Origin of the sequence: Collinsella sp. SGI.095, from assembly GCF_050314535.1 — a bacterium.
Taxonomy (GTDB): Bacteria; Actinomycetota; Coriobacteriia; order Coriobacteriales; family Coriobacteriaceae; genus Collinsella.
Genome location: NZ_JBNPNG010000004.1, coordinates 72,796 through 98,740, shown reverse-complemented (window position 1 = coordinate 98,740; position 25,945 = coordinate 72,796). Strand labels below are relative to the sequence as shown.

At 60.4% G+C, this 25,945-nt stretch carries 23 protein-coding genes, 1 tRNA gene and 1 riboswitch; of the genes, 4 read left to right on the top strand and 20 right to left on the bottom strand.

Features of this window, described 5'->3' with window-relative positions:
* Positions 1–88: 88 nt before the first annotated feature.
* From ACQRCA_RS02725 to ACQRCA_RS02715, 3 genes are all read left to right on the top strand, one after another.
* Positions 89–448, top strand: coding sequence for a hypothetical protein (locus ACQRCA_RS02725; protein ID WP_427718319.1), 360 nt, complete (start codon positions 89–91; stop codon positions 446–448).
* A 59-nt stretch (positions 449–507) separates the two neighbouring features.
* Positions 508–2,376, top strand: coding sequence for an asparagine synthase (glutamine-hydrolyzing) (asnB, locus tag ACQRCA_RS02720; RefSeq protein WP_427718316.1), 1,869 nt, complete (start codon positions 508–510; stop codon positions 2,374–2,376).
* A 57-nt stretch (positions 2,377–2,433) separates the two neighbouring features.
* Positions 2,434–2,509 (top strand) — tRNA-Val (locus ACQRCA_RS02715).
* A gap of 349 nt (positions 2,510–2,858) precedes the next feature.
* On the opposite strand, the gene ACQRCA_RS02710 is transcribed toward ACQRCA_RS02715, so the two are convergent.
* The 12 genes from ACQRCA_RS02710 to ACQRCA_RS02655 form a co-directional block, all read right to left on the bottom strand.
* On the bottom strand, positions 2,859–4,142 hold the full coding sequence (locus ACQRCA_RS02710; RefSeq protein WP_427718313.1) for an aminotransferase class III-fold pyridoxal phosphate-dependent enzyme: 1,284 nt from the start codon (positions 4,140–4,142) through the stop codon (positions 2,859–2,861).
* Positions 4,143–4,210: 68 nt separating this feature from the next.
* The gene (gene argB / locus ACQRCA_RS02705) at positions 4,211–5,191 is read right to left on the bottom strand and encodes an acetylglutamate kinase (protein WP_427718310.1); all 981 of its coding nucleotides are present in this window, start codon (positions 5,189–5,191) and stop codon (positions 4,211–4,213) included.
* An 81-nt stretch (positions 5,192–5,272) separates the two neighbouring features.
* The gene (gene argJ, locus ACQRCA_RS02700) at positions 5,273–6,541 is read right to left on the bottom strand and encodes a bifunctional glutamate N-acetyltransferase/amino-acid acetyltransferase ArgJ (protein WP_427718308.1); all 1,269 of its coding nucleotides are present in this window, start codon (positions 6,539–6,541) and stop codon (positions 5,273–5,275) included.
* Between the two features lie 134 nt (positions 6,542–6,675).
* Positions 6,676–7,746 (bottom strand): N-acetyl-gamma-glutamyl-phosphate reductase, encoded by a 1,071-nt coding sequence (gene argC, locus ACQRCA_RS02695; protein WP_427718305.1) that lies wholly within the window; start codon positions 7,744–7,746, stop codon positions 6,676–6,678.
* Positions 7,747–8,009: 263 nt separating this feature from the next.
* On the bottom strand, positions 8,010–8,420 hold the full coding sequence (locus ACQRCA_RS02690; RefSeq protein WP_427718303.1) for a pyridoxamine 5'-phosphate oxidase family protein: 411 nt from the start codon (positions 8,418–8,420) through the stop codon (positions 8,010–8,012).
* Between the two features lie 54 nt (positions 8,421–8,474).
* Entirely contained in the window at positions 8,475–8,921 is a 447-nt protein-coding gene (locus tag ACQRCA_RS02685) for a pyridoxamine 5'-phosphate oxidase family protein (protein WP_154514803.1), read from the bottom strand.
* Between the two features lie 30 nt (positions 8,922–8,951).
* Positions 8,952–9,752 (bottom strand): energy-coupling factor transporter transmembrane component T family protein, encoded by an 801-nt coding sequence (locus ACQRCA_RS02680; RefSeq protein ID WP_427718301.1) that lies wholly within the window; start codon positions 9,750–9,752, stop codon positions 8,952–8,954.
* Positions 9,752–11,656: an energy-coupling factor transporter ATPase gene (locus ACQRCA_RS02675; RefSeq protein WP_427718298.1), complete on the bottom strand. Its 1,905-nt coding sequence runs from the start codon at positions 11,654–11,656 to the stop codon at positions 9,752–9,754. The genes ACQRCA_RS02680 and ACQRCA_RS02675 overlap by 1 nt, the downstream gene beginning before the upstream one ends.
* A complete protein-coding gene (locus tag ACQRCA_RS02670; RefSeq protein WP_427718296.1) occupies positions 11,653–12,243 on the bottom strand; it encodes an ECF transporter S component in 591 nt (196 codons plus the stop codon). Before ACQRCA_RS02670 ends, ACQRCA_RS02675 begins: the two co-directional genes overlap by 4 nt.
* Before the next feature lie 5 nt (positions 12,244–12,248).
* A riboswitch (FMN riboswitch) is annotated at positions 12,249–12,441 on the bottom strand.
* A gap of 365 nt (positions 12,442–12,806) precedes the next feature.
* Positions 12,807–14,444 (bottom strand): chaperonin GroEL, encoded by a 1,638-nt coding sequence (groL, locus tag ACQRCA_RS02665; RefSeq protein ID WP_154514811.1) that lies wholly within the window; start codon positions 14,442–14,444, stop codon positions 12,807–12,809.
* Between the two features lie 96 nt (positions 14,445–14,540).
* Positions 14,541–14,834: a co-chaperone GroES gene (gene groES, locus ACQRCA_RS02660; RefSeq protein WP_427718293.1), complete on the bottom strand. Its 294-nt coding sequence runs from the start codon at positions 14,832–14,834 to the stop codon at positions 14,541–14,543.
* A gap of 921 nt (positions 14,835–15,755) precedes the next feature.
* Complete coding sequence (locus ACQRCA_RS02655) at positions 15,756–17,399, bottom strand: amidohydrolase (protein ID WP_427718291.1); 1,644 nt, start codon at positions 17,397–17,399, stop codon at positions 15,756–15,758.
* A gap of 304 nt (positions 17,400–17,703) precedes the next feature.
* On the opposite strand from ACQRCA_RS02655, the gene ACQRCA_RS02650 reads away from it, so the two are divergent.
* Positions 17,704–19,167, top strand: coding sequence for a M20 family metallopeptidase (locus ACQRCA_RS02650; RefSeq protein ID WP_427718289.1), 1,464 nt, complete (start codon positions 17,704–17,706; stop codon positions 19,165–19,167).
* A 106-nt stretch (positions 19,168–19,273) separates the two neighbouring features.
* On the opposite strand, the gene ACQRCA_RS02645 is transcribed toward ACQRCA_RS02650, so the two are convergent.
* The 8 genes from ACQRCA_RS02645 to ACQRCA_RS02610 all read right to left on the bottom strand — a co-directional run bounded on the left by ACQRCA_RS02645 (position 19,274) and on the right by ACQRCA_RS02610 (position 25,787).
* Complete coding sequence (locus ACQRCA_RS02645) at positions 19,274–19,750, bottom strand: DUF2752 domain-containing protein (protein ID WP_427718287.1); 477 nt, start codon at positions 19,748–19,750, stop codon at positions 19,274–19,276.
* A 13-nt stretch (positions 19,751–19,763) separates the two neighbouring features.
* The gene (locus tag ACQRCA_RS02640) at positions 19,764–20,429 is read right to left on the bottom strand and encodes a DUF4234 domain-containing protein (RefSeq protein ID WP_427718284.1); all 666 of its coding nucleotides are present in this window, start codon (positions 20,427–20,429) and stop codon (positions 19,764–19,766) included.
* Positions 20,430–20,624: 195 nt separating this feature from the next.
* Positions 20,625–21,953: a zinc-ribbon domain-containing protein gene (locus ACQRCA_RS02635; protein WP_427718282.1), complete on the bottom strand. Its 1,329-nt coding sequence runs from the start codon at positions 21,951–21,953 to the stop codon at positions 20,625–20,627.
* A gap of 150 nt (positions 21,954–22,103) precedes the next feature.
* Positions 22,104–23,126, bottom strand: coding sequence for a YitT family protein (locus ACQRCA_RS02630; protein ID WP_427718279.1), 1,023 nt, complete (start codon positions 23,124–23,126; stop codon positions 22,104–22,106).
* A 207-nt stretch (positions 23,127–23,333) separates the two neighbouring features.
* Positions 23,334–23,855: an Asp23/Gls24 family envelope stress response protein gene (locus tag ACQRCA_RS02625; RefSeq protein WP_154514821.1), complete on the bottom strand. Its 522-nt coding sequence runs from the start codon at positions 23,853–23,855 to the stop codon at positions 23,334–23,336.
* Between the two features lie 44 nt (positions 23,856–23,899).
* Positions 23,900–24,277: a DUF2273 domain-containing protein gene (locus ACQRCA_RS02620; RefSeq protein WP_427718277.1), complete on the bottom strand. Its 378-nt coding sequence runs from the start codon at positions 24,275–24,277 to the stop codon at positions 23,900–23,902.
* Positions 24,270–24,815, bottom strand: coding sequence for a hypothetical protein (locus ACQRCA_RS02615; RefSeq protein WP_195838499.1), 546 nt, complete (start codon positions 24,813–24,815; stop codon positions 24,270–24,272). Before ACQRCA_RS02615 ends, ACQRCA_RS02620 begins: the two co-directional genes overlap by 8 nt.
* 165 nt (positions 24,816–24,980) lie before the next feature.
* Positions 24,981–25,787: a YebC/PmpR family DNA-binding transcriptional regulator gene (locus ACQRCA_RS02610; RefSeq protein ID WP_427718274.1), complete on the bottom strand. Its 807-nt coding sequence runs from the start codon at positions 25,785–25,787 to the stop codon at positions 24,981–24,983.
* Positions 25,788–25,945: the final 158 nt, after the last annotated feature.

Sequence of the window (25,945 nt, the reverse complement as noted above, 5' to 3'; positions counted from 1 at the left end):
TCTCAGCACCCTAAAAACTTGCAAGGACCAGCGCACGGTTAATTCGAAATAACAAAACCCCCGCCCTACAAATGCGCGTGATGCAGGGATGACTAGTGAGTTTGTCATGCTCTACAAGGACACGTCGCTGCTTTCGAGCGTCGGCGTCATGGAACTCATGCTGTTCTCCAAAAACCTCACGGCCACCACGGGCAACATCACACCCTACATTTGCGCCGCACCCTACTATCTGGTTGTGACGATTCCGCTCATCCACGTCGTCGCCAAGGTAGAGCATCGCCTTGCCAAGCGCGGCAAGCGCCAGCCCCTCTCGCGCTCTCGCACACAGCAATCGTCGCAGTCACGGCCCGCCGCTTCGCCCAACGTGCGGGCCGTGGTTTTTCGGTCCCCTCGGCGCTTATGCCCCATCACGAAGCAAAAGATTGGCATGATAGTAAGGATTGATTGATATCGACTGCTGCAAACCTTGCGGCAGCGCACCTAAGCCGTCAGCAGAAAGGATCTTGCATGTGCGGTTTTGTCGGTTTTACCGGTACAGATGAACAGAGTGAGCTGGTTCTCACGGCCATGATGAATCGCATCATCCATCGCGGGCCGGATATGGGTGGCCAGCACATCGTCGATGACGTCGCCCTCGGCTTCCGCCGTCTTTCGATTCTCGACCTTTCCGAGGCTGGCGCTCAGCCCATGTCGAGCGATGACGGCAAGGTCACCATCGTCTTCAACGGCGAGATCTACAACTTCCAGGAGCTTCGCGCCGAGCTCGAGGCTGCCGGCTACGTCTTCCACTGCAACGCCGACACCGAGGTCCTGGTGCACGGCTACGAGGAGTGGGGCGAGGACCTGGTCAACCGCCTGCGCGGCATGTATGCGTTCGTGATTCACGACCAGAACAGGAACAAGCTCTTCGGCGCCCGTGACATCTTTGGCATCAAGCCGTTCTATTACTACCGGGCCTCCGACGGCTCGCTGCTGTTTGGCTCCGAGATCAAGAGCTTCCTGGACCACCCCAAGTTTGAGAAGGCTGTCAACCGCGACGCGCTGCGTCCCTACCTCACGCTACAGTTCCCTGCCACGGAGGAGACGTTCTTTAAGGGCGTGTTCAAGCTTGCCCCCGCGCATTGCTTTACGTACGACCTTACGACCAACACTATGGATATCAAGCGCTACTGGAGCTGCGACTTTACCGATGACAACTCCAAGAGCTTCGAGGAGTACGTGGACGAGTGCGACAAGGTCGTGCACGAGAGCGTTGCCGCGCACCGCATCGCCGATGTTAAAGTTGGCTCGTTCCTCTCCGGCGGCGTCGACTCCAGCTACATTGCCGCCTGCCTCATGCCCGACACCACGTATTCCGTCGGCTTTGACTACAAGAACTTCAACGAGACTAACTACGCCGCCGAGCTTTCCGACAAGCTTGGCATTAAGAACGTGCGCAAGATGATCACCGCCGACGAGTTCTTCGACGCACTACCCGATATCCAGTACCACATGGACGAGCCGCAATCGAACCTCTCCAGCGTACCGCTGTACTATCTGGCACAGATGGCCGCCGAGGAAGTTACCGTCGTCCTTTCGGGCGAGGGCGCCGACGAGCTGTTTGCCGGGTACGAGTGGTACGAGGACACCCCCGAGATGCGATCCTTCAAGAAACGCGTGCCGCTCGGCGTGCGCCGTGCCCTGGGCTCGCTCGTTCAGCATCTCCCCTACTTTAAGGGTCACAACTTCCTGACCAAGTGCGCCGAGGTCCCCGAGCGCTGGTACGTGGGCCAGGCAAAGGTGTTCGACCCGTCCGAGGTTGACGAGGTTCTCAAGCCAGCTTACGACACCGGCAAGAACGCCTCCGAAATGTGCGCAGAGTACTACAAGCAGGTCCCCAACTGCTGCGAGCTCTCTAAGAAACAATACCTGGATATGAACATGTGGCTTCCGGGCGACATCCTGCTCAAGGCAGACAAGATGTGCATGGCGCACTCCCTGGAGCTCCGCGTTCCGTTCCTGGACAAAAAGGTCATGGAGTTCGCCGAGCATATTCCCGCCAACTACCGTGTCAACGAAAAGGGCTGCAAGCTTGTCCTGCGCCACGCCGCCAATCGCACGCTGCCCGATGAGTGGGCAACGCGCAAGAAGGTTGGCTTCCCGGTGCCAGTTAAGTTCTGGCTGCGCGAGCAGAAATACTACGACTACGTCAAGGAGTACTTCACCGCACCGTGGGCTGCCGATTTCTTTGACACCGATGCGCTCATGAAGCTGCTCGACGATCACTTTGAGGGCCGCGCGCTCAACCAGCGCAAGATCTATACCACGCTGACGTTCCTCATTTGGTACAAGCGCTTCTTTATCGACGAGAACAAGGGCACCGAAGTCTCCGCTTAGATTTCGTTATGAATTAGCGGTGAACCCCGCAGGGTTTCCGCTATACTCAATTCCCGCGGGCGATTGGCGCAACGGTTAGCGCAGGTGCTTTACACGCACAAGGCTGGGGGTTCGAATCCCTCATCGCCCACCACTTGATTGAAAAGGCTCCCAGCGATGGGGGCCTTTCCCTTTTGGGCCCAGTGCAGAGGGATTCGAACCCGCAAGGGTGCGGAGCTGAGGAAACGCGAAGCGTTTTCCAGCGCAGCACGCGAGGAGCGGAGCGACGAAGCGGGGCGCGGGCGGCGCCAGCCGCACGCGGACATCCCTCATCGCCCACCACTGAATTGGAAACGGTCCTCGCAAGGGGACCGTTTTTGTTTGCACACGGCCTATCCCAGCCATGGTAAATCGATAGCAAAACGGGCTCCAGTTTGCCCAATCGTGCGCCAAACGGCACGTGACGGTCTGGAACCCGCTTCAAACTGCTATGCCTGATGGCGCTAAGCTAAAACACCCGCCAGGATCTCGATTAGGCTGTCCACATCGGCTTCCTCGCACACGAGCGGCGGCAGGAAGCGCAGTGTATGTGCACCCGTAGCGTTAATCACCGCACCAGCCACCAATGCGCGAGCCACAACGTCGTGCGCATCACCCGCAGCATCGTCCAAATCGCAGCCGAGCATTAGGCCGCGACCACGCACCTCGGTAACATGCGGCAGTTTGGCGAGCCTTGCCTCCATATAGGCACCCACCTTGGCGGCATGGTCTGCGTAGTCACCGCGCACAAGCGCGGAGAGCGTCGCGGCACACGCCGCGATGGCCAAGCAGCTGCCGCCGAAAGTCGAACCATGGTCGCCGGGCTTAAAGATGTCAGCGATTTCTTTCTTTGCCACCACGGCACCCATGGGCACGCCGTCGGCGATGCCCTTGGCAAGACTCATGATATCGGGGTCCACACCATAAGTCTGAAACGCGAACGGCTTGCCGGAGCGGAAAATACCACACTGGACCTCGTCGGCGATAAGCACGGCACCCACCTCGTGTGCCAAGTCGCGCGCCGCAGCCATAAACTCCTCGGTCATGGGATGCACACCGCTTTCGCCCTGGATCGGCTCGAGCATCACAGCGCAAATCTCGCTTCCCAGCTGCTTAAAAATTGCACGCAGTTCATCTACATCGTTGGGTGTGCATGCCACAAAGCCACCCGGCAGCGGGCGGAAACTGTCCTGCAGCCAATCCTGCATGGTCGCGGCAATGGTCTCGAGCGTACGACCATGAAATCCGCCGCGCATACACACGATGGTGTTGCCACCGTTGCCGGCACGTTGGGCATACAGACGCGCGAGCTTCATAGAGCCCTCGTTGGCCTCGGCACCGGAATTGGCAAAGAACGTCTCCCACACCTGCTCGCCCGCAGCCGGAGCGCCAAGCGCCGCCGCCGTGGTCTCGTCGCCAGCGGCAATCGCGTCGGCAAGCACGCGCGCACCGTCCGCATCGTCGTTGGCGAGCTTGGACAGCAACGCCGCGACCTGGCCGCGCTGCTCAATGTAGAAGTAGTTCGAGACATGCAGGAGCTTTTTGGCCTGGGCCTCGAGCGCCGAGAGCACCGCCGGGTTGCCGTGGCCTAGGCTGCATACGCCAATACCTGCAAGAAAATCGAGATATTCGCGACCATCGTCGCCGGTGAGCTTCATGCCGTGGCCCTCGACAAACTCGACCGGCGAGCGGCCAAAGGTTTGCATAACGTAGTGGGATTCGAGCGATTGTTGAGCTGCAAGTGACATGAGATGCCTTTCGTTAAGCGCCAGGTGGCGCGGACTGTGGGTGTAACGGTGTGACGATTTCTAACCAGCTAGACCGTCTGGAGCTTCTCGACCTCGTCGAGGTTTTCGGTCAGGCGCGCCGCAAAGGTCGAAAGCGGGTGCGGGTGCGTATCAAATTCGTAGGCCGTCTCGGTAGAGTGGATCACGGTGCCGACGCCGGCATCGGTCAACAGCTCCAGGAGCAGCGAATGCGGCGTGGTACCGTTAATGATGTGAGCGCGAAATACGCCGCCGACAAGCGCATCGACGGCCGCGCGCAGTTTGGGAATCATGCCCTTATCGACCTCGCCACCGTAGAGCATCTCATTAACCTCGTCGAGCGTTAGGTTGGAGATGAGCGAGTCTTTATCGCTAAAGTCCTTGTACAGGCCGTCGACGTCGGTCAAAAAGATCGCCTTGTGCGCGTGGAGCGCCGCCGCAACGGCACCGGCGGCGGTGTCGGCGTTGATATTGAAAAAGCCACCGTCCTCCCCCGCCGCGACGGTAGCGATGACAGGAATATACTCGCTATCGAGCAAGTTCTCGATGTAGTCGGTGTTGACATGCGTCACTTTGCCCACGCGTCCGAGCTCGGGGTCGAGCGGCTCGGCGATGAGCGTGCCGGCGTCGCTGCCCGATACGCCCACGGCCAAGTTACCGTGGTGGTTGATTGCCGCCACCAGCTCTTGGTTGACCTTGCCGCCCAGCACCTCGCGCACGATATCCATGGTCGCCGGCGTGGTCACGCGCTGGCCGTTCTTAAACTCGACGGGCATATCGTAATGGCTCAGCGCCTCGTTGATGGCTTTACCACCGCCGTGCACGATGACGGGGCGCATGCCGATAATCTTGAGCAAAACGATGTCGCTCATCACGTCGCGACGCAGTTGCTCGTCTACCATGGCGGCCCCGCCATACTTGATAACGACCGTCTTGCCGGTCAGGTTTTTAATCCACGGCAGCGCTTCGAACAGCAGCTGCGCAGTTGCTTCGTTGGATTCGCTCGAACGACAATCGCGTGCGAATTTCATAATCTGCCTCGTCTTTCGTATCGTTATCGCGCTGTGCTCCGCTGCCCGCAATCGCGGCGAGATGCGCAGCGTGCCTGGAGTCTAGGAGCGGTAGTCACCATTGATTGAGATGTACTCGTGCGTGAGGTCGCAGGTCCACACGGTCGTTGCCGCGTCGCCTGCGCCCAGGTCGGCCGAAATCACGATCTCGGGCGCCTCAAAACGTCGCAGGGCCTCGTCCTCGTCAAAAGGAACAGTCAGGCCATCGCGGCAGACGGGCATGCCCATCATGTCGATGGAAACGTCTTCCTGATTAAACTTTACGCCGCACTTGCCGAGCGCCATGGCAACGCGACCCCAATTGCAGTCGTGGCCAGCGATGCAGGTCTTGACGAGCGGCGAGTTGGCGACGGCGCGGGCGGCGATATCGGCTTCCTCGTCGTTGGCGGCGCCGGTGACGTTAACCGTCACGAGCTTTGACGCACCCTCGCCATCGGCCGCGATGTTACGCGCCAGGCTCTCGCACACCTCGTGCACGGCAAAGGCCAATTCGTCAAAGGCGTCAGTGCCCTCGACGATGGCCTCGGTATCCGCGGCGGCAGCGCCAGAAGCCAGCATGATACAGGTGTCGTTGGTCGAGGTATCGGAATCGACCGTCACTTTATTAAAGGTCTGTTTAGCGGTCGAGAGCAGTAGGGTGTGGAGCGCCGCCGACTCGACGGGGGCATCGGTAGTAATGACCGCGATCATGGTGGCCATATTGGGCATGATCATGCCCGATCCCTTGCACATGCCGCCCACCGTATAAGCGTTGCCCACATGGCCCACAGCCTCACTGCGGTAGCGAACGGCATACTCCTTGGAATGCGTATCGGTCGTCATGATGGCACGGGCTGCATCGGCGCCTCCATGGGCAGAGAGTGCCTCGTAGGCGGACGGAATTGCCGTCTCAAACGTGTCGATCGGCAGAATCTGTCCGATCACGCCCGTGGAGGCAACTAAAATCTGTTGGGGTTCACAGCCAATGACCTGCGAGGCGATGTTGCACGTCTCGCGCGCACAGGCAAGGCCGGTCTCGCCCGTGGCGGCGTTCGCGTTGCCGGAGTTGATTGAAACACCGGCGATGATGCCATAGCCCTTGTCCGTACCGCCCAGGTTGGCACGGCTCACCTGCACGGGCGCCGCACAAAAGCGGTTAGTCGTAAACACGCCGGCCCCGGGACAGGGTTTATCGGGCACAACGAGCGCGTAATCCAGGCGCTCGGGATTCTTGCGGAATCCGGCATGGATGCCCGCCGCCTTAAAGCCGGCTGCCGCCGTTACGCCGCCCTCTACGGCACGAATCTTGATATCGAACTGCTCAGCATTCATCGTCTTTACGACTCCTTATGTCAAACAAAAAATGGGCATCGGTTGGTGCGCCATGCCAGCCACAATCATGAGACCAGCTTAAAAGTGGCGCCAAACTCGATACCCGACTACCAAATCGTTAATAATCGAATGTGCTACACCGGGCACGCCACTGTGGGCAAGCCTCGTCGCTCGTCAAAACCAAAGACGATGTTGGCGCACTGGACCGCCTGGCCCGCAGCGCCCTTGCACAAATTGTCGATGGCGCCCGTCGCCACCAGCACGCCCGCACGCTTGTTGAGCGCAAGGCCGATCTGGGCGGCATTGGTACCGACAACCGAAGCCGTCTTGGGCTGCTGGCCGGCATCGAGCACGCGCACAAAGGTACGACCGGCGTAGAACTTCTTGTAATGGTCGACGGCATCCTCAAGAGTCAGCGCTTCGAGAGCCTGCGTTGCGAGCGGCAGCGTCACCGTAGAGAGCAGGCCGCGCTTGAGCGGTGCCAGGTGCGGAGTAAAGACGACGCGATCGGTAAGGCTCAGAATTTGCTCGATTTCTGGCGTATGGCGATGTTTTCCTACGCCATAGGCCTCCAGATTCTCGTCCGCGCTGCAAAAATGGGTGCGGGTGTTGCACGACTTACCGGCACCCGTCACGCCACTGATGGCGTCGACGACTACGGGGCCGCTCTGGGCCACCCAGCCCGCACGCACGGCAGGCGCGGCAGCAAGACTCGTTGCGGTGGGATAGCAACCGGCGCAGGCGACCAGCACGGGTCTGCCAGCGGCATGGCTGGAAGCAGCGGTCTCTAAGTCCTGGCAGAACAACTCGGGCAGACCGAAGGCACGTGTCTTGAGCAACTCGGGGCTCGTGTGCTCGGCGGCATACCATGTCTCAAAGACAGACGCGTCGCTCAGACGGTAATCGGCCGAAAGATCAAAGCAAGAGACACCCGATGCAAGCAGAGCGGGCACCTGTGCCATGGCAGCCGTGTGCGGCACGGCGAGAAAAACCGCATCGCAGCTCTTGAGTTCAGGGGCGTCATGCGTGGTGAAAACCAGATCGCTCACGCCAGCAAAGCTCGGATACACCGCGGACAGCAGCTGGCCGGCATCGGCGTTGGACGTAATGGCAACAAGTTCAAACTCGGGATGGCCGAGCACGAGGCGAATAAGCTCGGCGCCGGCATATCCAGCCGCGCCGACGATTCCAACCTTTAAAGACATATCGGACTCCTTGTCTGCGGTCTTATGCGTCATTGCGCATTCCGCAGCCGTCGTTATGAGGTAGGTTGAAACTTTAGCACCCGAGAATGCATATTTACGCAAATAATTTGTGTCTTCATGCATTGAAACATACCCGACACATTCGCTTGAAAGAATTGACAAAAAATAAGCGAGCTCTGCATTAGCCGCAGCGCATCATACTGCTGGCCAATGCAGAGCCCACCTTATACGGAATACCAAACTTAAGGGTCGCCCAGAGCAGCCTAGAGCTCGACCGGAACCCATTCGTCGTGATTGCAGATAAAAGCCTCGGGGTCCTCGACGCTAAAGAAGACGAGCGTGGGATCGTTAGGCCCCTCATAGTGCTCGCTCAAGCGCTCAAGATGCTTCCACCCGGCCTCGCGCATTTCATCCGAAGCCCGGTCGTCCAGACCCGCACGTCCGCGCAGGATCAACCAACCATGGCCCGGCCACCAACTCGTGGCCTCAAAGCGCTGGTTTTGCAGCAGCTCTTGCCACACATCTTTGGTGCGCGCCGTTACAAACCACAGCTTGCCGTCCTGAATCTGCGCAAACGAGAACGGACGCACATGCGGCTGCCCGTCCACGCTCGTCGCTAGGTACCACGCCGGCACCGACGTCAGATACTCCAGCACCGTATTCAATCCGTCCACGTTTCCTCCTGTCATCTGACCAGTCTTTTTGGAATGGGCAGCTAATTTGGGATATTAAAGCTCGAGGAGCTCTTCGCTGCCGTCGATATCGCAGAACCGCGCGGCGATGTTGCGGACCGAGAAGAACGCAAGGCGGCCATCGTTGGCACTATCGTGTTGCTCGCCAATGCCCACCATGTGCTTAAAGCCCGTCTGGCGCACCTTGTCACTCACGAATGCATCGTCCTCGAGTGCAGCCTCGCCAGTTAACACGATCCAGCACTCCCCCGGCTTCCAGCCCGATACCTCAAACTTGGGATTCTTGCTCAACTCCGCCCACACGTCCTTGTCGCGCGACGTGCAAAACCACAGCTTGTCGTTATCGACCATGGCAAACGAAAACGGCCTCACGCGGGGCTGATGCCCGTCGTTTGCATCGGTCGTGGCAAGATACCACGCCGGAATGCGCCTGAGATACGAGCAGACGCGCTCGAGCTGAGCCGTGCGATCGATGTCGGTCATAGAGACCCCTTTCTTGCGCTCGAATCGAGCTTAGACGAGTTGAAGATTGATAACGACAACGCATGCCACCAACAGCGCCATCGCCACCGCGGCCAGTGCATCCCCGCGGCCAAACGTAAGCGCATGCAGACGCGTGCGCCCCCGCTCGCCGTGATAGCAGCGCGCATCCATGGCGGCCGAAAGCGTCTCGGCATGACGGAACACGCCAGTAAACAGCGGAATCGCCACACTGCCGAGCATGCGCACGCCACCGAGCGGACCGCCCGTCACGCGCGCGCCACGGCTTGCCTGTGCATCGGCCGTCTGTTTCATCTCGGTGGCAAATTGTGGCATAAACCGCAGTGCGATACCCATAATCATGCCGAGCTCGTGCGCCGGAAGCCCCACACGCGCGAATGGTGCGAGCAGGCGCTCAAAACCCGCGGTGAGGTCGAGCGTCGGCGTGGTGAGCGTAATGGCGCTCATGCCGGCCATCATCATCGTCAGGCGACACGCCATAAACGTCGCAGAACGCAGCGAGCCCTCGCTCACCTGCAAAAAGCCAAACTGCCACAGGATGCGGCCACTCTGATCGGAAAACAGGTTGAGCACCGCGACCACCACGACAATCGCCAGCAGTGGTGCCATCGACGATAGGACCCGACGCAACGGAACCCGGGCCGCGACATAGACCAGCACGACAAAAATTGCGACCGGAAGCAGCCCGCGGAAGCTGCCGACGGTGAGCGCAGTGATCAGAAATGCGAAACCTAGGAGCAACTTAGTGCGCGGATCCAGGCGATGCAGCGCGCTTTCCCCCGGATAGTAGCTGCCAAATGAGAATGCCTCCATTAGCAGCCCTCCTCTTGCGTGGCCATCTTGGAACCAGCCTGACGCGACGCCCTCAAAGGTCCGTCCGCGCAGCCTAGCAGCATGCCGGCCAACTCGTCGGCCAGCGCCTCAACCGTATAAAGCTTGTCGCAGCGGAGCGGCACACCGGCTTGCACGAGCGACAATGCCATGCGCTGTGCAGCGGGAACGCCCAAACCGATCGATTTGAGCTCGTTCGCGTGCGCAAAAACCTGTGCGGGCGTTCCATCGGCAAACACCGCGCCCTCGTTCATCACAACGATACGGTCACAACAATTTGCCAGGTCATCCATGCTGTGCGAAACCATGACAACGGTCAGGCCCTCACGATGGAGCCGATCGATGAGCTCCAGGAAATCCCTGCGCGCAGCCGGATCGAGCCCCGCCATGGGCTCGTCGAGCACCAAGACCTCGGGCTCCATGGCGAGCACGCCGGCAAACGCCACGCGGCGCTGCTGACCGCCCGAAAGTTCAAAGGGGCTCTTGTCGCCTATCGCAGCAAGGTCGAGGCCCACGCGCGCAAGCGATGTTGCGACACGGCGAACAACCTCGTCTTGCGGCAGGCCAAGGTTGCGCGGGCCAAACGCCACGTCCTGCGCCACGGTCTCGGCAAATAGCTGGCGCTCGGGATACTGAAACACCACGCCGACCTTGGCCTTAACCGCGGCGGCGCCTTTCTTGCTTGATAGGTCGAGCCCCAGTGCGCAAACGCTCCCCTCCTGTGGACGAATCAGCCCGTTGAGATGCTGAACCAGCGTTGATTTACCCGAGCCGGTATGACCCGCCAGGCCCAGAAACTCGCCGCGACGCACCGTCAGCGAAACATCACGTAGCGCCCAGGGGCTGTTTGGATCGTTGCCCCAAAGAGCCTGTTTGCCCGATGCGCCCACAGTGGTCGAGCGCTTGCGCCATCGGCGGCGCTCGCGGGCGCTCAGCGTGTAACTATGCGAGAGGTGCGAAATCTCGATGACTGGTTCCGACGCGACCATCCCGTCGGCTGCAGAGGATGCATGGTCAAGCACACGAGAATCGGATGCGGAGGGCCGCGCAGCGACGTCCGCCCCGCTCCGCTCAGCATAAACCTGTGCAATCTCGGCGACCATATCCGCCTCGCGCACCTGTGCACAAATGGGTACGCCCTTCGCGCGAAGAGCCCTACCTAGACAGCACGACGCCGGCATATCCAGGTTGAGCTGGGCAACTTCGTCCGCCCGCGTCAAGATTTCCTCGGGCGCACCGAGCATGGCAACGCGCCCCGCCCGAAACACCGCGACACGATCGGCCTCGGCGGCCTCTTCCATAAAGTGCGTAATCATCACGATGGTCATGCCGCGATCGTGCAACGCGCGGCAAACCTTCATGAGGCCCTTACGTCCACGCGGATCGAGCATCGAGGAAGCCTCGTCCAATATGAGCACGCGCGGTTCCATGGCGAGCACGCCGGCAAGCGCCACGCGCTGCTTTTGGCCGCCCGAAAGTGCATGGGTCTCGCGGCGCTCAAAGCCCACCAGGCCCACACCCTTCAGCGCCTCGCGTACGCGCTGCGCAATTTGCGCCGATGGCACGCCAAGGTTTTCGGGACCAAACGCAACGTCATCTTCGACAAGCGTTGCCACCAGCTGATCATCGGGATTCTGGAACACTATGCCCGCGGTCGAACGAATGTCGTAGACCAACTCGGGATCTGATGCATCCATGCCGTTGATACGCACCGTTCCTGCATCGGGCTGCAGCAGCGCATTCAGATGCTTGGCAAACGTCGACTTGCCCGACCCATTGCCGCCGAGGATGCAGAAAAACTCGCCATCCTCGATGTTCAGATCGATACCGTCGAGCGCCGGCGTGACACCGTCATAGCTAAAGGAAACTCCTCGACAATCAATCATGCGCGGCCTTTGACCTGGTTCTTTTTAGGCGTGATGAGGTTGGAGGCCGCCTTGTACACTGCAAGCGTGAGCACCGAGTTGAGCACGGTCTTGATAAGGTTGAACGGCAGCACGGCAGGAACCATGAGCGGAGCGATCGCATCGACCGAGCCATACCAGAACCATACGCCAATGGTAAGGTTTGCGACCATAGACAGCGCCGTAGCGGTAATGACGCCGAACACCAGGCCAATCACGGCACCCTTATAGGTATGCATCTTCTGGTAGACGATAGCCGCGGGCAGAATGTAGCCCAGCGTGGCAACCAGGTTCATAAGCGCACCGACCCAGTCACCCGTGGTGAGCGCGTGAATAACGATAGCCATAGCGGCAACAGCAGTACCGGCGCCGGGACCATACGCAAACCCGCACACCATCGCCGGCACCAGCGACGGGTCGTAGGTCAAAAACGGCGCCGAAGGAAGGATGGGCAGCTGCACGTACATAAACAGGGCGCCCAAGGCGCACATCAGCGCCATGGTAACGAGCTGTTTGGTGCTCCACCTATTCGTGTTCTCAAAATGGATATGCTGCGACTGTTCAGACATAAGATCACCTGCCTCTTTCATCCGGACTCTAACCGTTGGTACTGGGATCTCACCAGTTCAGCCGACATGCGAACCAACGCACGCACGGGTCGCGGACTCATCGGCTCGGACGCAGGCACCTCGCCTGCGCCACGGTGCCCCTCTGGCACCGTCCGATTTACCGCCAGTGGGGAATTTCACCCCGCCCTGAAACAGCAATTCCAAGTCTAGCACGAGCAGGCTTTCGCGCAAGTATGCCAAGGGTAATTTATGGTGGGGTTCAGTTGCCGCGACAACCACGTTCCCCACCCTCCCCAAAGTAACGCGCTTTTCGCGCAAAGCGCGAAACAGCGTCCGGGATACGTATCCCCAACAACCACGTTCTCCGCCCGCCGACCTCAAGGCCGTAAACGTAGGGAATCCGGGGGCGTGACGGGGCTTCTCTCCGGAACATTCCGCAGGACGCAAAGAGGCTCCGCAGCGCGAAGCGCGATGCGGAGCCTCTTTGCATGTCCGAGGACGTTCCGGAGAGAAGCCCCGTCACGCCCCCGGATTCCCGGTGGGAGTTCTAGACCTTGTCGGCCTTAGTACATACCGCCGCCCTGCTGACCAGCGGTAGCAGCAGCGATAGCATCCTCAAGCTGAGTGTTCTTGGGCACATCGGAAACCGTGGCCTCGGTGATGAGGATCAGGCTGGCGACAGAAGCAGCGTTCTGCAGGGTGACGCGGCTGACCTTGACGGGGTCGAGGACGCCCATCTCGATCATGTCGCCCCACTCGCCGCTGGCAGAGTTGAGACCCTGGCCAGCGGGCAGCTCGGCGACCTTGTCGACCACGACAGCGCCCTCAAAGCCAGCGTTCTTGGCAATGGTTGCGACCGGAGCGGTCAGAGCCTTCTTGACGATGTCGACGCCGATCTTCTCCTCGGGGTCGTCGATCTCGACTGCATCGAGCGCAGGAACAGCGTCCATGAAGGCGACGCCGCCGCCAGCGACAATGCCCTCCTCGACAGCAGCGCGGGTTGCCTGCAGGGCGTCCTCGACGCGATGCTTGATCTCCTTGAGCTCGGACTCGGTGGCAGCGCCGACCTTGATGACGGCAACGCCACCGGAGAGCTTGGCCAGGCGCTCCTGGAGCTTCTCGCGGTCGAAGTCAGAGGTGGTGTTCTCCATCTCGCCCTTGATCTGAGCAATACGGGCGTCGATGGCCTCCTTGGAGCCAGCGCCGCCGACGATGACGGTGTTGTCCTTGGAGATGGTGACGGACTTAGCGGTACCGAGCATATCGGCGGTGATGTCAGCGACCTTCACGCCCAGCTCGTCCAGAGCAGCCTGACCACCGGTGAGGACGGCGATGTCCTCGAGAATGCGCTTGCGGCGATCACCGTAGCCCGGAGCCTTGACGGCGCAGACGTTGAGGGCGCCGCGGATCTTGTTGAGGACGAGGGTGGGCAGAGCCTCGCCGTCGATGTCCTCAGCGATGATGAGCAGGCCACGGCCAGCGCGCTGGACAGCCTCGAGAACAGGCATGATGTCCTGGACGCTGGAGATCTTCTGGTCGGTGATGAGGATGTACGGATCCTTCATCACGGCCTCCATGCGGTCGTTGTCCGTGACGAAGTAAGCGGAGACGTAGCCCTTATCGAACTGCATGCCCTCGACGGTGTCGATGGTGATGTCGAACGTCTGGGAATCCTCGACGGTGATGACGCCGTCCTTGCCCACGACTTCCATGGCCTCGGCGATCTTCTCGCCGACCTCGGGGTCACCGGCGGAGATGGTACCGACGGAAGCAATCTGCTCCTTGGTCTCGACCGGCTTGGCCTGCTTCTTCATCTCGGCGACGGCGGCGTTGACGGCCTTGTCGATGCCGCGACGGATGGCCAGCGGGTTGGCGCCAGCGGCGACGTTGCGAAGACCGTCGTTAACGATGGCCTGAGCGAGCAGGGTTGCGGTGGTGGTGCCGTCACCCACGGTGTCGTTGGTCTTGGTGGCGACCTCCTTCACCAGCTGGGCACCCATGTTCTCGATGTTGTCCTCGAGCTCGATCTCCTTGGCGACGGAAACGCCGTCGTTGGTGATGGTCGGGGCACCGAACGTGCGCTGCAGGGCGACATAGCGACCCTTGGGGCCCATGGTGACGGTAACGGCATCGGCCAGAGTGTTGACGCCCTTGGCGAGCTTAGCGCGGGCATCGGTATTGAACGTAATGTTCTTTGCCATGGTAGGTAATCCTCCAAAAGAAATGTGACTCACGTCGCCGCTTCCGAGTCCTATGCGGCGACCGCGTTCAAAGACGAATCAGAGAGCCTGATGAGACTAGGCCTCGACGACGGCGTAAATGTCGTCGGCGCGCATCAGCAGATACTTCTCGCCGTCGACCTTGACCTCGTTGCCACCGAACTTGCCGTAGATGACAACGTCGCCTTCCTTGACGTCCATGGGGATGCGCTCACCCTTGTCGTTGACCTTGCCAGCGCCAACGGCAACGACGGTGCCGCGCTGCGGCTTCTCCTGAGCGTTGCTGGCGATATACAGACCAGAAGCGGTCTTCTGCTCGGCCTCGTCGGGCTTGACCAGAACACGATCTGCAAGCGGTTTCAATGACGACATGCTTGTCTCCTCCTTTTTGGGCCGCGTGGTTATGCCACGCGAATTAACCCCATTTGTTTGCGTACGCGTTGAATGGTACCCACGAATGGCGGGTTATACAACACAGAGTCAAAAAATCTTATTTTTTGGCACTTAGATTTTCTGAATGCCGGGGGGATAACTTGTGCGCAGCTCCCGTGTGGCGCCGGAGGGGCGGGGCATAAGGTTTCCTGCTCGGGCAGTCCTGCTCGCACGAAGGCCACATTAAGTGGCCTTCGGCTCGTGCGGAACTCGCGACAAACCTTATGCCCCGCCCCTCCGGAGCCACACGGGAGCCAAGTTAACTAGTTCGGGCGCGGCATTCAGAAACGTCAGTGCAGCAAAATGGCGATGTGGATAGGAACATGGGCATGGCTTTCGCTGCACGCACGGGTCCCCTGGGGAGCACCGTGCATTTTTGGGAGTATTCAGCAGACCAGGATGGCTGTATACGCGCCAGACACATCTTATTGGTCCCAAGGACGCCTTCGACCGGCGATTTGGGTCGGCAGGCAGACCCCATCAGGGCATAAAGGCATGCCTCGTGCCTGCCCGGACGCCAAAATGACGTCAATCCCCATGACATTACCCGACCGCAACGGCGCCGGCAGAGCTCGCAGTGCTGAATACTCCGTTTTTTGCACGGCCCAGGCGGGGGTACATCAGGGCCAGAAAGAACATCCCAACCTTTTTATGCAATCTGTAATGGGAAGTATGCAAAACACCATGAGGCAGCATTGCAAATGTCCAATTTGAACGCGCGGGGCAGCAGCGCCTCCACCCCACGCACAAATCCGGCAGAGCAGGGACGCTCATAACGAGTCCCCACCGATATGCAGACGTGGCTCGAGCGCCATCCCAAAATAAGTCGCCCGGGCCGAGTTTAACGACACGGCATGAGCATCAGCGCTCGTAGATTACGTTACCTGCCAGGTAGGTGGCCTGAACGTTGGTGGCCTGAAGCTCTTGGGGGTCAACGGTGAGCGGGTTTTGGTCCAAGACTACCAGGTCAGCATACTTGCCGGGCTCCAAGCTGCCGAGGTTTTGCTCGTCGCCTGCTGCATAGGCGCTGCCCAAGGTGTAGTTGCGCAAAGCCGTTGCCGCGTCGATGCGCTCGCTCGGCAACCAGCCGCCCTCGGGCCAGTGGCTTTTGGGGTCCTGGCGCGTGATAGCCGTGTAGAGCACGTCCATGCTGGTAACGGGCGTGATGGGGCTGTCGGTACCGAAGGCTTGGCGAATGCCGCGCTGCTTATAGGTTGCGAACGGCCACATGATGCGGCTGCGCTCCAAGCCCAAATCGCGCTCCGGTCCACCCGGGTCGAGCGTAATGTGGCAGGGCTGGCTCGAGGCGACCACGTTGAGCTTGCGCAGGCGGTCGATGTCCTCGGGCAGGAGGTTCTCCAGGTGCTCGAGCGTGTTGTGGCCGTGCTGGGGCAGGCCGTACAGACCGGCGGCTTCCTCGAAGATATCCAGCGCGGCATGAATCGCACCGTCGCCGATAACGTGGATGCGCACGGCGCGGCCGCGCTCCGCAGCCGCCAGAACCAGCTTGCGCATGCGCTCGGCGGAAACCGTCAGACGGCCTTGGTCGCCCGGGAAGCGCGGATTGGTATAGGGCTCGGTGAGATATGCCGTATGTTCGCTCGACACGCCGTCAAAGAACTGCTTAAAGCCCGGCGCCGAAAGCAGTGCGTTGTTCGCGTAACGTGCCTGCAGCTCTTCTAGACGCGACTGGTCATCCAGCAGCGTGGGGAACAGATGGGCACGAATGCCCAGCTTGCCGGCTGTCTGCAGTTTGTCGTAGACGTCGTCGCGGATAAAATCGCAGCCCGGCATGGGCATGAGCGACATGTCGCAGATCGAGGTGATGCCCTGCTCGGCCATGCGCCTCATTTGATCGGCGTAAGCGCTTGCGATGCGATCTTCGCCCAGCCACTCAAGGCAGCGCGGCAACAGCTGCATGGCGGCCGCCTCGTGAGCAATGCCCGTGAGCTCACCGTTTGCGTCCTTGTCGTAGCTGCCGCCCGCTGGCGGCTCGCTATCGCGCGTGACGCCGAGCGCCTCGAGAGCGCGACTGTTGAGCCACAGCGTGTGGCCGTCGCCCGAGTACATAACGCAAGGACGATCGGGAAATACCGCATCGAGCGACGCCTTGGTAGGATGCTCGGGCGGGTCCCAACGGTAGTCGCGCCAGCCCTGCGTCACAACCCAAGCGTCGTCGGGCAGATCCTGGGAAAACTCGAGCGCGTGCCGCACCAGCGCCACCTCGGACGTGCCCCCATCCATGAGCATATACGGCGAGGAACCGACCGAGGTATGAAAGAAGTGCAGATGAGCGTCATGGAAACCGGGGCAGACAAACTGCTCGCCGTAGTCGATAACCGGCGTGGCGGAAGGCGCGGCGGCGATCACGTCATCGGGCTTGCCGACTGCGACGATACGGTCGCCTGCGATGGCAATCGCCAGCTCACGGGCGGTATCGATGCCATCTTGCGAGGTAAAGACGTTCTTAGAGCGGATAATCCGATCGATATGTTGCATGGGCATCCCCATCTCTGGCAGGAAATTCAACACCCCCGAGTGTACTCCACCGCCACAGCTGCAAAACGTCAAGCGGTAAACGGCACCTTTCCCAACCCCAACGGCCTCGCCTGCCCCTTGGGGACGGGGTAGAAATGGTAGATTTCAAGCTTGAAAGCCGCATTCAAGGCTGCGTGCACAAGCAATTTGGACCTGTCAAGGTTACGGAGGTATCCATTTCTACCATTTCTGCCCCGTCCCCAAGTGGCAGGTGGCATACTGGAAAGAGCCTGTACGATTTTGCGATAAACCAGCAAGGAGCAAATCGACCATGACGAAGACCAAGGCACAGCAAATTATGGCAGCGACCGAGGCTCGCGCGGCTGATGACGTCACCGCAGCCATCCAAGATATCGCCGCCGAGTTTGAGCCCTACATCATCAAGCAGCGCCGGCACTTCCATAAGCACCCGGAGTTGAGCCTCGCCGAAGAGCGCACGACTTCTGACATCGCCAACCAGCTCGACGCCATGAATATCCCCTACGAGCGCCCGCTTAAGACGGGCCTGGTGGCGACCCTTCGCGGCACCGCACCCGACGCCTACCGCGAGGACGGCACGCCGCGCCGCCGCATCCTGCTGCGCGCGGATATCGACGCCCTACCCGTCACCGAGCAGACCGGCGAGGAGTTCGCCAGCGTCAACGAGGGCTGCATGCACGCCTGCGGCCACGACTGCCACATTGCCATGATGCTCGGCACGCTGCAGATCCTGCGCCATATGACCGACGACATCCACGGCGAGGTCCGCATCGTCTTCCAACCCAGTGAGGAAAACGGCCAAGGCGCCAAACTCATGATCGGCACGGATGTGCTCGACGGCGTCGATGGCGCCTACGCCGCACACATCTGGAGTGAGGTCGACGCCGGCACCGTAAGCTGCGAGCCCGGTCCGCGCATGGCCAATACCGACTGGTTCCGCATTGATGTCCGCGGCACCTCGTGCCACGGCGCCATGCCCCAGCGCGGCCACGACGCCGTCATGGTGGCGGCCGAGATCGTCAACGCCCTGCAGACCATCGTTTCGCGCGAGATCAGCCCCTACGAACCGGCCGTCATTACCGTCGGCGAGCTGCACGGCGGCACTGCGCGCAACGTTATCGCCGGTACCGCCTACCTCGCCGGCACGGTGCGCACCTATGGCGATTCGACGCACGAGGAAATGCCCGAGCTCATGCGCCGCATCGTAGAGCACACTGCGGCGGCCCTGGGCGCCGAGGCTGAACTTACCGACTACACCATCGCCAACTACAAGGTCGAAAACGACGTCGCCTCGAGTGAGCGTTGTCGTCAGGCCGTGGTCAAGTGTCTGGGTGCAGCCGGCGAAGGCCATTATCGCGGCACGCTTTCGGGCGAGGATTTTTCGGAGTACCTGCGCCGTGTACCGGGTGTGCTTGCCTTTGTGGGCACGCGCAACCCCCAGATCGGCGCCACCTATGCCCAGCACTCCTGCTTCTATAAGATCGACGAGAGCGTGCTCGCCAAGGGCTCCATGGTAGCCGCTCAGTATGCTATCGACTTTTTGGCCGAGCCCACGCAAGAGGAGCTCGACGGCCCCGCTATCGCCGCAGTCGCCGAAAACAATCCTGCCTTGGCCGCCAAGTTACGCTCTGCCAAGGCGATGTCCGCCGAGGCTCGTGACGCCATCCATGATGCCCGCACGGCTCGCCATGCCGCAATCAAGGGCATCCACGAAGCTCGCACCGCCGCTCGTCACGAAGAGAAGCATGGCGAGTAGCCGTCACACCCACCCGTAACAACCTGGCTAGAGCAAAGCGGGGGCGAACGTTATCTCAACGTTCGCCCCCGCTTGTGTGTCGACTGCTTTTCTAGCGTGTCCTCCGTTACGACAGGTAAGAGCGAAGGATGGTGAGCCAGCGTGGGGTTTCGAGGTGGATGATATCGTCGGGGACTCCGGCGGGCGCATGGCCGCCAAAGAGTAGACCGGCATCTGCCGGATTGATGAGGCGCACGATCCATACGGCGACGACCAGCACGCACAGAACAATAACCGCAATGTCGATGCCGCGCTTTAGCTTGCTCGATGCCACCTCCTCGCGCACGAACGCGAGCACGAACGCAATCGGCACCACCCAAAAAAGCGGATGATAAGCGAAGGCCGCCGCAAAATCGAGGCGCAGCGCCGCCAGCCAGGCCCTCGTCATGCCACATCCCGGGCAGGGAATGCCCGTCATCAGGCGAAACACGCAGCCGATGTCGAGCAGGTAGAGCGCAAGCCAGGCGACAAAGAGCACACCGATGCAAGAAAGGGCGCGGCGAATGAGTTCCGCCGCGCCCTTATGTCCCTGGGAGCTGTTCACGCCGCTCTTATCGTTAGGCACGAACGCCAAGACGGGCGTTGTAAGCCGTTGCCATGGCATTGGTGTTCTTGATGATGATGTTCATGGCAAAGATGGGGCCAAGGCCGCACAGCAGCGCGCCGACAATCTGCCACATAAGAACGGTGGTGCCGTTCTCCTGGAACGTCAGGCCATAGCGAGGAGCGTTAGCCTGCAGGCGGTTACCGATCTTGTAGTACCAGTAGAGTCCGTAGAAGCCGCAGGTCACAAACGACAGCAGGATGAATGTCGCCAGACCCGGCGTGGAATCGCCGTCGTCCTGGCACATGACATTGATGTCGCGGGCGAGGCAATAGAGGAAGTAATACGAATAGATGCCGCAGGTCACGATGGAAAGCAGGAGCCAGCCGATCACGCCACGGTCGGTCTTAACCGGAGCATAGCCCATCGGGGCAGGTGCAGGCTGCTGAGCATACTGCTGCTGCCCGGCGTACTGCTGCTGAGGCTGAGGCTGAACTGCCTGAACCGGAGTAGGCTGAATCTGCGTGGGCTGCGGAGCAGGCTGGGGCTGAGGTGCGGGCTGGGGCTGAGGCGCGGGCTGCGGAGCAGGAGCAGCGGAAGCCGCACCGACGGCAGAACCGCAGACGGGGCAGAATTTGGCATCATCCGAAATGGGAGAACCACAAGTGGGACAGAACATAAGCTTCTCCTTTTCCTAAGGCGTTGCACGCCTTCAAACCTTACATGACTATGTTCTCAACAATAGCCGCGACGTTGTTGCGCAACATTGACCAATTTCCGAGAAATTTTGCTGCAACCGTTTTCCCAGGCATTTTCTTGCTTTCGCAGTAGAAAAAGGCACCCCGGGCTCAGTTGCCCAGGGCGCCTCGACCGACTATTCGGTTTGATTGTTTTCGGCAGCAGGATTATCGCCCGGCTCATCCGCCGGCGTGGCAACGGCATTCCAATCGGGTTCCGCAGGCGTCGCCTCGGGCGCAGGCGCGGGCGCGGGTGCCGGGGCAGGTGCAGGCGCGGGTGCAGGCGCGGGTGCCGGGGCAGGGGCAGGCGCAGGGGCAGCACCAGTGGCGGCCGTGGGATTGAACCCCGCAGGAGCAGGCTTCTTCTCACCCGGGAGCACGAACGTCAGGACATCGTCGGTATCCTCATCGGCCCACTCGCTGGCATGGCGCGCGGCCCAGTAGCCAACGGCACGATATTTGAGCATCGTGCCAAACACATTCAGGAACACGGTGACAAAGGCAACGATCATCAGGAACAGGATGAGCGTAATGCCGCCACCCTCGATGATAGCCTCAAGACCCGAAGGACGAGAATAGTAGCCATAGCTGCTAATGCCCAGCGCGGCAACAAAGCCAAAGATGGCGGTGAAAATCCAGGTGATGATATTGGAAACAATGCCCGTCAAAAACTCGGGGAGAATCGAGGCGCAGAACAGCTTGCCCAGGTTGGCCTTATAGGACTTCCAGACCTTCTCGAGCGAAAACGCGCTTTCCACGCGACCGGCGACTGCAAAGTGCATCACGGCAGCGTCACCAAACATCTTAAAGAAAATGCCCAACACCGCCGATACGATCATGGCAAAGACAAGCAGACCCATCGACCCGATGAGTGCACCCTCGAGGCCGCTCGAACCGAAGTAATAGTACGAACCAACGGCACCGATCACAGCGCTCTCAAGCACCGAGAACACCACGCCAATCACTGGAATAATGGCCACGAACCCGAGTACGTTCGTAATGACAGACGAGAAGATGCCCAGTCCAAAGGAGGTCGAGCGCAGCAGCGGACGCTCCATGCCGTTATCGTCCTTGAGCGACAGGTCGCGACCCCACTCGATTGCAAAGCCAGCGCCGCACACGCTTGCCACGTAAGCGAGCAAAAAGCCAATGGCCGCCGCGATGCCACCGATAACGGGGATAAACAGCACCAGCACCGATACGACGCAGATCAGCGCCGGCAAAAAGGCAATCTGACATACGCGAACCAGGGCGCCGGGAACCTTTATCATGTCGTTGAAGGCCTGCGCCATGCAGCCCTTGGGCACGTTCATAGCCGGCTGGGACGCAACGAACGGCTGCGGCTGGGGCTGGCCCTGCGGGACGGAACCGGCAGAGGCATGGGGGGCCTCGGTATTAGGGGCACCGCACACGCCGCAGAACTTGTCGTTATCGCCCATGGGGGCGCCACACTGCGAACAGAACATCGAAATCATCCCTTCGTATCTAGAGCGAATCACCTGGATCGCAAACGACGTCTTTGGCAACATTATCGCGCAATGTGGGGACAAATACCCCAAGATGACCGATTTGAAACGTAGGCGGCTTTATTCAATGGTTCGAAGGGTATATCCGCGCTAGTTCGTGCCGCGGAAGCCCTTGCCCACGATCTCGGAGCTGTCAACGATTGTGATAAACGCATCTGGATCGATATCGCGGGTATAGCGGCGCAGTTGCACTGCTTCGCGACGGCTCAGCACGCTCATGATCACCGTCACGCAATTGCCCGAGAAGGCACCGTAGCCGCGGCTGATCGTTGCCGTGCGGTTGAGATGCTTGACGATAAACTCCTCGACTTTGCGTGGCTCTGCGCAAATAATCGTACAGACCTTGCGCAAGTGAATGCTCTCGATGGCCTTGTCGACCACAAGCGTCTTGGCAAACAGGCCGAGCACGCAGTACAGGCCAACGCGCGGACCGTACAAAAAGGCCGCGATGGTCACGATGCCGATATCGACCAGTAGCAAGGCGCGTCCGATCTCGAGCGTCGTGCGACGCTTGAGGATCATGGCAAGGATATCGGTGCCGCCCGTCGAGGCGCCAATATCAAAGACAATGGCACTGCCCAGCGCCGGCAAAATCACGGCAAAGCACAGGTCGAGCCACATATCTCCCGTCATCGAAACATCCGTCGGAATGAAGAGCTCAAACAGCGAGACGTAGGCCGAAAGCGCAAACGAGGCAAAAACGCTCCACAGGATTGCCTTGCGCTCCAAAAAGATAAAGCCCAAGACGACGAGAACCGCATTGATGATCCACATAAAGACGCCGACGGGCAGAGTCGGGAACAGCGTGGAAAGAATGACCGACACGCCCGAGGTTCCGCCGAAGGCAAAGTGATTGGGGGTTTTAAAGGCCACGATGGCGAACGCCGTGAGGATCAGGCCCAGATTGAGCTCGGCGAAAAAGCGCGGGAAGCCCGGCTCCTGGCTGCGCTTTTGACCGGCACGCTCGCCGCGCTCGATATCGGCGCGATCGACCACGCGCTCCATCGGCACCACGGGAGGACGATGCACCTCCTCGGCGGCACGCGATGCCGCCTCTGCCGCGGCGGCCTCAATCGCCCATGCCTTGCTTTCTGTTTCGTGCTCGTCGGCCATTACGGCAACCCCTCGTTAACAATTTGGAAACAATGCGCCCATTAGGGTAACGCGGAACGCGAAGATTGCAACCCTAAGTTAGACGAGCGGAATGACTACATCGAGGGCATATAGAAAACGGTCGACCGCACTTTTGCTTGCGCGGTCGACCGTTTAGCGTTTTCGCAGGTAAAACCTATCGAAACAAACCTGTCCCTATTTGGTAGGTTACTCGTGCTGGCTGGTGCGATGCTCGTACTCCTCGGGGGTGATGACATCCTCGATGCGCAGGTTGACGCCTGCCACCTCAAGGCCGGTCATCGCGGCCAGACGCTCGGTCACGCGCGCCTTAACGTCGTCGAAAATCGCGGGTGCGTAGGCGCCGTACTCGATAATGACGGAAATGTTGACGACCACGCGGTTGTCATCGGTGACCTCGACCGTCACGCCCTTGGTCAGGTTCTCGGCACCAAACTGCTCCTGAACAAAGTGCATAAGGTTGCCCTTCATGCCCAGGACGTGCGGCACCTCGCGGGTGGCCATGGCGACGATCTTCTCGATCACACCGTTGGAATAGGTCAGCGAATCCTCGGACTCGTCCGCTTCCTCATCATCCTCGTCCGCATCGTCGGCGGGCTCGGCCTCGACGAGCGCCCCGTCCTCGAGCGTTACGTCCTCAGCCTCGGCGGCGACGGTCTCGTCTGCCTCGAGCTCGGTATCGGCCACATCGACCTTCGTGTTAAAAGCCATGGTTCCTCCTTATGCCCACCGCACACGCGGCGGTCGAATACATACTAGCGGCCGCTAAACAGACGGCCGAAGAAGTTGACGATCCCGTTCTCGCCGTCACGGATCTGGCCAATCACGGCGCCGATCAGCACAAAGAATGCGATGACGAGTGTGTCCCACAGGCCGAGCGTGAGCACCAGCACGGCGAGCACAAAACCAGCGACGGCTCCGAGCGTGGTGTTGGGATGACGGACGGCATAGCTCCAGATGGCCGCCCCCGTACCCTTGATGAGACCCATGGCCTCGTCAAAGTCGTTGGCGACCGCGTCATGCGACTCGGTGCTCTCCGCCTTGGAATCGACGACCTCGCTCGCCGGCGCAGCGCTCTGATCGATGGTCAGGCGCGGGGTGCGGACAGTCTTGTCTTGGTTGGTATCACTCACCGGAAACCTCCACGGTCTGGACGGTAGTCTTGGACGGCAAAAAACGGACGCGCGCGGTCGTGCCCGGCGTGCCGAGCATGGTGTCGCAGGCCTCCTCGATACGTTGCTGCATCGCGGTTGCAAGGGAGGCCACGTCCCGGTCATCGAGCGCGATGGCGTCGACCTTAAAACGGACGAGCGATTCGTCGGAACCCTGCACGCGCGCCTCGACATGCTCGACCATCACACGGTCGTCGCGCTCTGCCGCAGCGCGAGCGCACGAGGAAAGCGCTGCGAGGGTGACCTCGATGTTGCGCTCCCCCGCCGGATGCACGCAGGACGGCTCGCGACGCGCGAACATCAGGCGGAAAAACCCGATGAGCACGCCAAGTGCCACGATGGCGGCGCACACCGTAACGACGACGCGAGGCATGGTGTCACGCAACAGCAGCATAAAGCGATACGTATACGGTCCCCAGAACTGGCAGACAAGCGTGCCCAGCGCCACGATGGCGGCGGCAAGGTACACGATTGCTAGGGCTCGTTTGAGTACGCGCACGCGCGCTCCCTTCAGGTTTCGGTCCACAGAATGCAAAACGATTCGCATCATTATAAAAGAGCCGGGTCCGGTGCCATACGCACGCGGATCCGGCTCATCTATTCCACGAGGCTTGTATGCTCGCTTCATTATGCCCAGATATGCACGGCTTAACCCGTGCAGGCGCTACTCCTCCTCGAGGGCAGCGATGACCTCGTCGGTCATGTCCATGGTGCTGTAAACATCCTGAACGTCGTCGAGCTCCTCGAGACGGTCGATGAGGCGCTGGACCTTCTTGGCGTCGGCACCGGAAACCTCGGTCGGGGTGGTCGGAACCATAGTGGTATCGGAGCCCTTGACCTGGATGCCCTGCTCCTCGAGCGCCTTGGAAACAGCCATGACGTCGTTGGCGGCGGTCCAAACGATCCACTCCTCGCCGGCGTCCTCGTAGTCGTCGCCACCGGCCTCGGCGATAGCCATCATGAACTCTTCCTCGTCACCGGCAGCACCGTTGGCGATCATGGTCTCCTTCTTGGCGTTCTCGTCCAGGATCTCCTTGGCGACGACGATCTGGCCCTTGCGCTCAAACTGGAAGGCGACGGAGCCGGAGGTGCCCAGGTTGCCGCCAGCGTGGGAGAAGGCGGAACGGACATCGGCGGCGGTACGGTTGCGGTTATCGGTCAGGCAGTCGACGTAGACGGCAACGCCGGCGGGACCATAGCCCTCGTACACGATGTTCTCGTAGACGGCGGCATCGGCACCCGAACCGAAGGCCTTGTCGATAGCGGACTTGATCTTGTCCTTGGGCATGGACTGAGCCTTGGCCTTGGCAACGGCAGCGGCGAGGCTGGCGTTGTTCTCGGGCAGCGGGTCGCCGCCGAGACGGGCAGCAACGGTGATGTTGCGGCTCAGCTTGGAGAAGAGGGCGGAACGCTTGGCGTCCTGCGCGCCCTTACGATGCTTGGTTGTGGCCCACTTAGAGTGTCCGGACATACGTGTCTCCTATCGGTTTCGACCTAAAGCCCAGCGCAGATGCTCGGGCAATATAAACAAACGTCGTTATGATATACCTAGTGGCCTGCGAGATAAACCCCAAAATGAAGGCGTCGTGATGATGCAGCCCCTTGGTGCAAAGCAACCTGCCCCCTTTG

Coding starts and splice junctions, on each gene's coding strand:
- ACQRCA_RS02610 (WP_427718274.1), bottom strand. CDS start 25,787: ATGTCCGGACACTCTAAGTGGGCCACAACCAAGCATCGTAAGGGCGCG.
- asnB (WP_427718316.1), top strand. CDS start 508: ATGTGCGGTTTTGTCGGTTTTACCGGTACAGATGAACAGAGTGAGCTG.
- ACQRCA_RS02655 (WP_427718291.1), bottom strand. CDS start 17,399: ATGCCCATGCAACATATCGATCGGATTATCCGCTCTAAGAACGTCTTT.
- ACQRCA_RS02630 (WP_427718279.1), bottom strand. CDS start 23,126: ATGGCCGACGAGCACGAAACAGAAAGCAAGGCATGGGCGATTGAGGCC.
- ACQRCA_RS02635 (WP_427718282.1), bottom strand. CDS start 21,953: ATGTTCTGTTCGCAGTGTGGCGCCCCCATGGGCGATAACGACAAGTTC.
- ACQRCA_RS02725 (WP_427718319.1), top strand. CDS start 89: ATGACTAGTGAGTTTGTCATGCTCTACAAGGACACGTCGCTGCTTTCG.
- ACQRCA_RS02710 (WP_427718313.1), bottom strand. CDS start 4,142: ATGTCACTTGCAGCTCAACAATCGCTCGAATCCCACTACGTTATGCAA.
- ACQRCA_RS02650 (WP_427718289.1), top strand. CDS start 17,704: ATGACGAAGACCAAGGCACAGCAAATTATGGCAGCGACCGAGGCTCGC.
- argB (WP_427718310.1), bottom strand. CDS start 5,191: ATGAAATTCGCACGCGATTGTCGTTCGAGCGAATCCAACGAAGCAACT.
- ACQRCA_RS02625 (WP_154514821.1), bottom strand. CDS start 23,855: ATGGCTTTTAACACGAAGGTCGATGTGGCCGATACCGAGCTCGAGGCA.
- ACQRCA_RS02680 (WP_427718301.1), bottom strand. CDS start 9,752: ATGGAGGCATTCTCATTTGGCAGCTACTATCCGGGGGAAAGCGCGCTG.
- groL (WP_154514811.1), bottom strand. CDS start 14,444: ATGGCAAAGAACATTACGTTCAATACCGATGCCCGCGCTAAGCTCGCC.
- groES (WP_427718293.1), bottom strand. CDS start 14,834: ATGTCGTCATTGAAACCGCTTGCAGATCGTGTTCTGGTCAAGCCCGAC.
- argJ (WP_427718308.1), bottom strand. CDS start 6,541: ATGAATGCTGAGCAGTTCGATATCAAGATTCGTGCCGTAGAGGGCGGC.
- ACQRCA_RS02685 (WP_154514803.1), bottom strand. CDS start 8,921: ATGACCGACATCGATCGCACGGCTCAGCTCGAGCGCGTCTGCTCGTAT.
- argC (WP_427718305.1), bottom strand. CDS start 7,746: ATGTCTTTAAAGGTTGGAATCGTCGGCGCGGCTGGATATGCCGGCGCC.
- ACQRCA_RS02670 (WP_427718296.1), bottom strand. CDS start 12,243: ATGTCTGAACAGTCGCAGCATATCCATTTTGAGAACACGAATAGGTGG.
- ACQRCA_RS02675 (WP_427718298.1), bottom strand. CDS start 11,656: ATGATTGATTGTCGAGGAGTTTCCTTTAGCTATGACGGTGTCACGCCG.
- ACQRCA_RS02640 (WP_427718284.1), bottom strand. CDS start 20,429: ATGTTCTGTCCCACTTGTGGTTCTCCCATTTCGGATGATGCCAAATTC.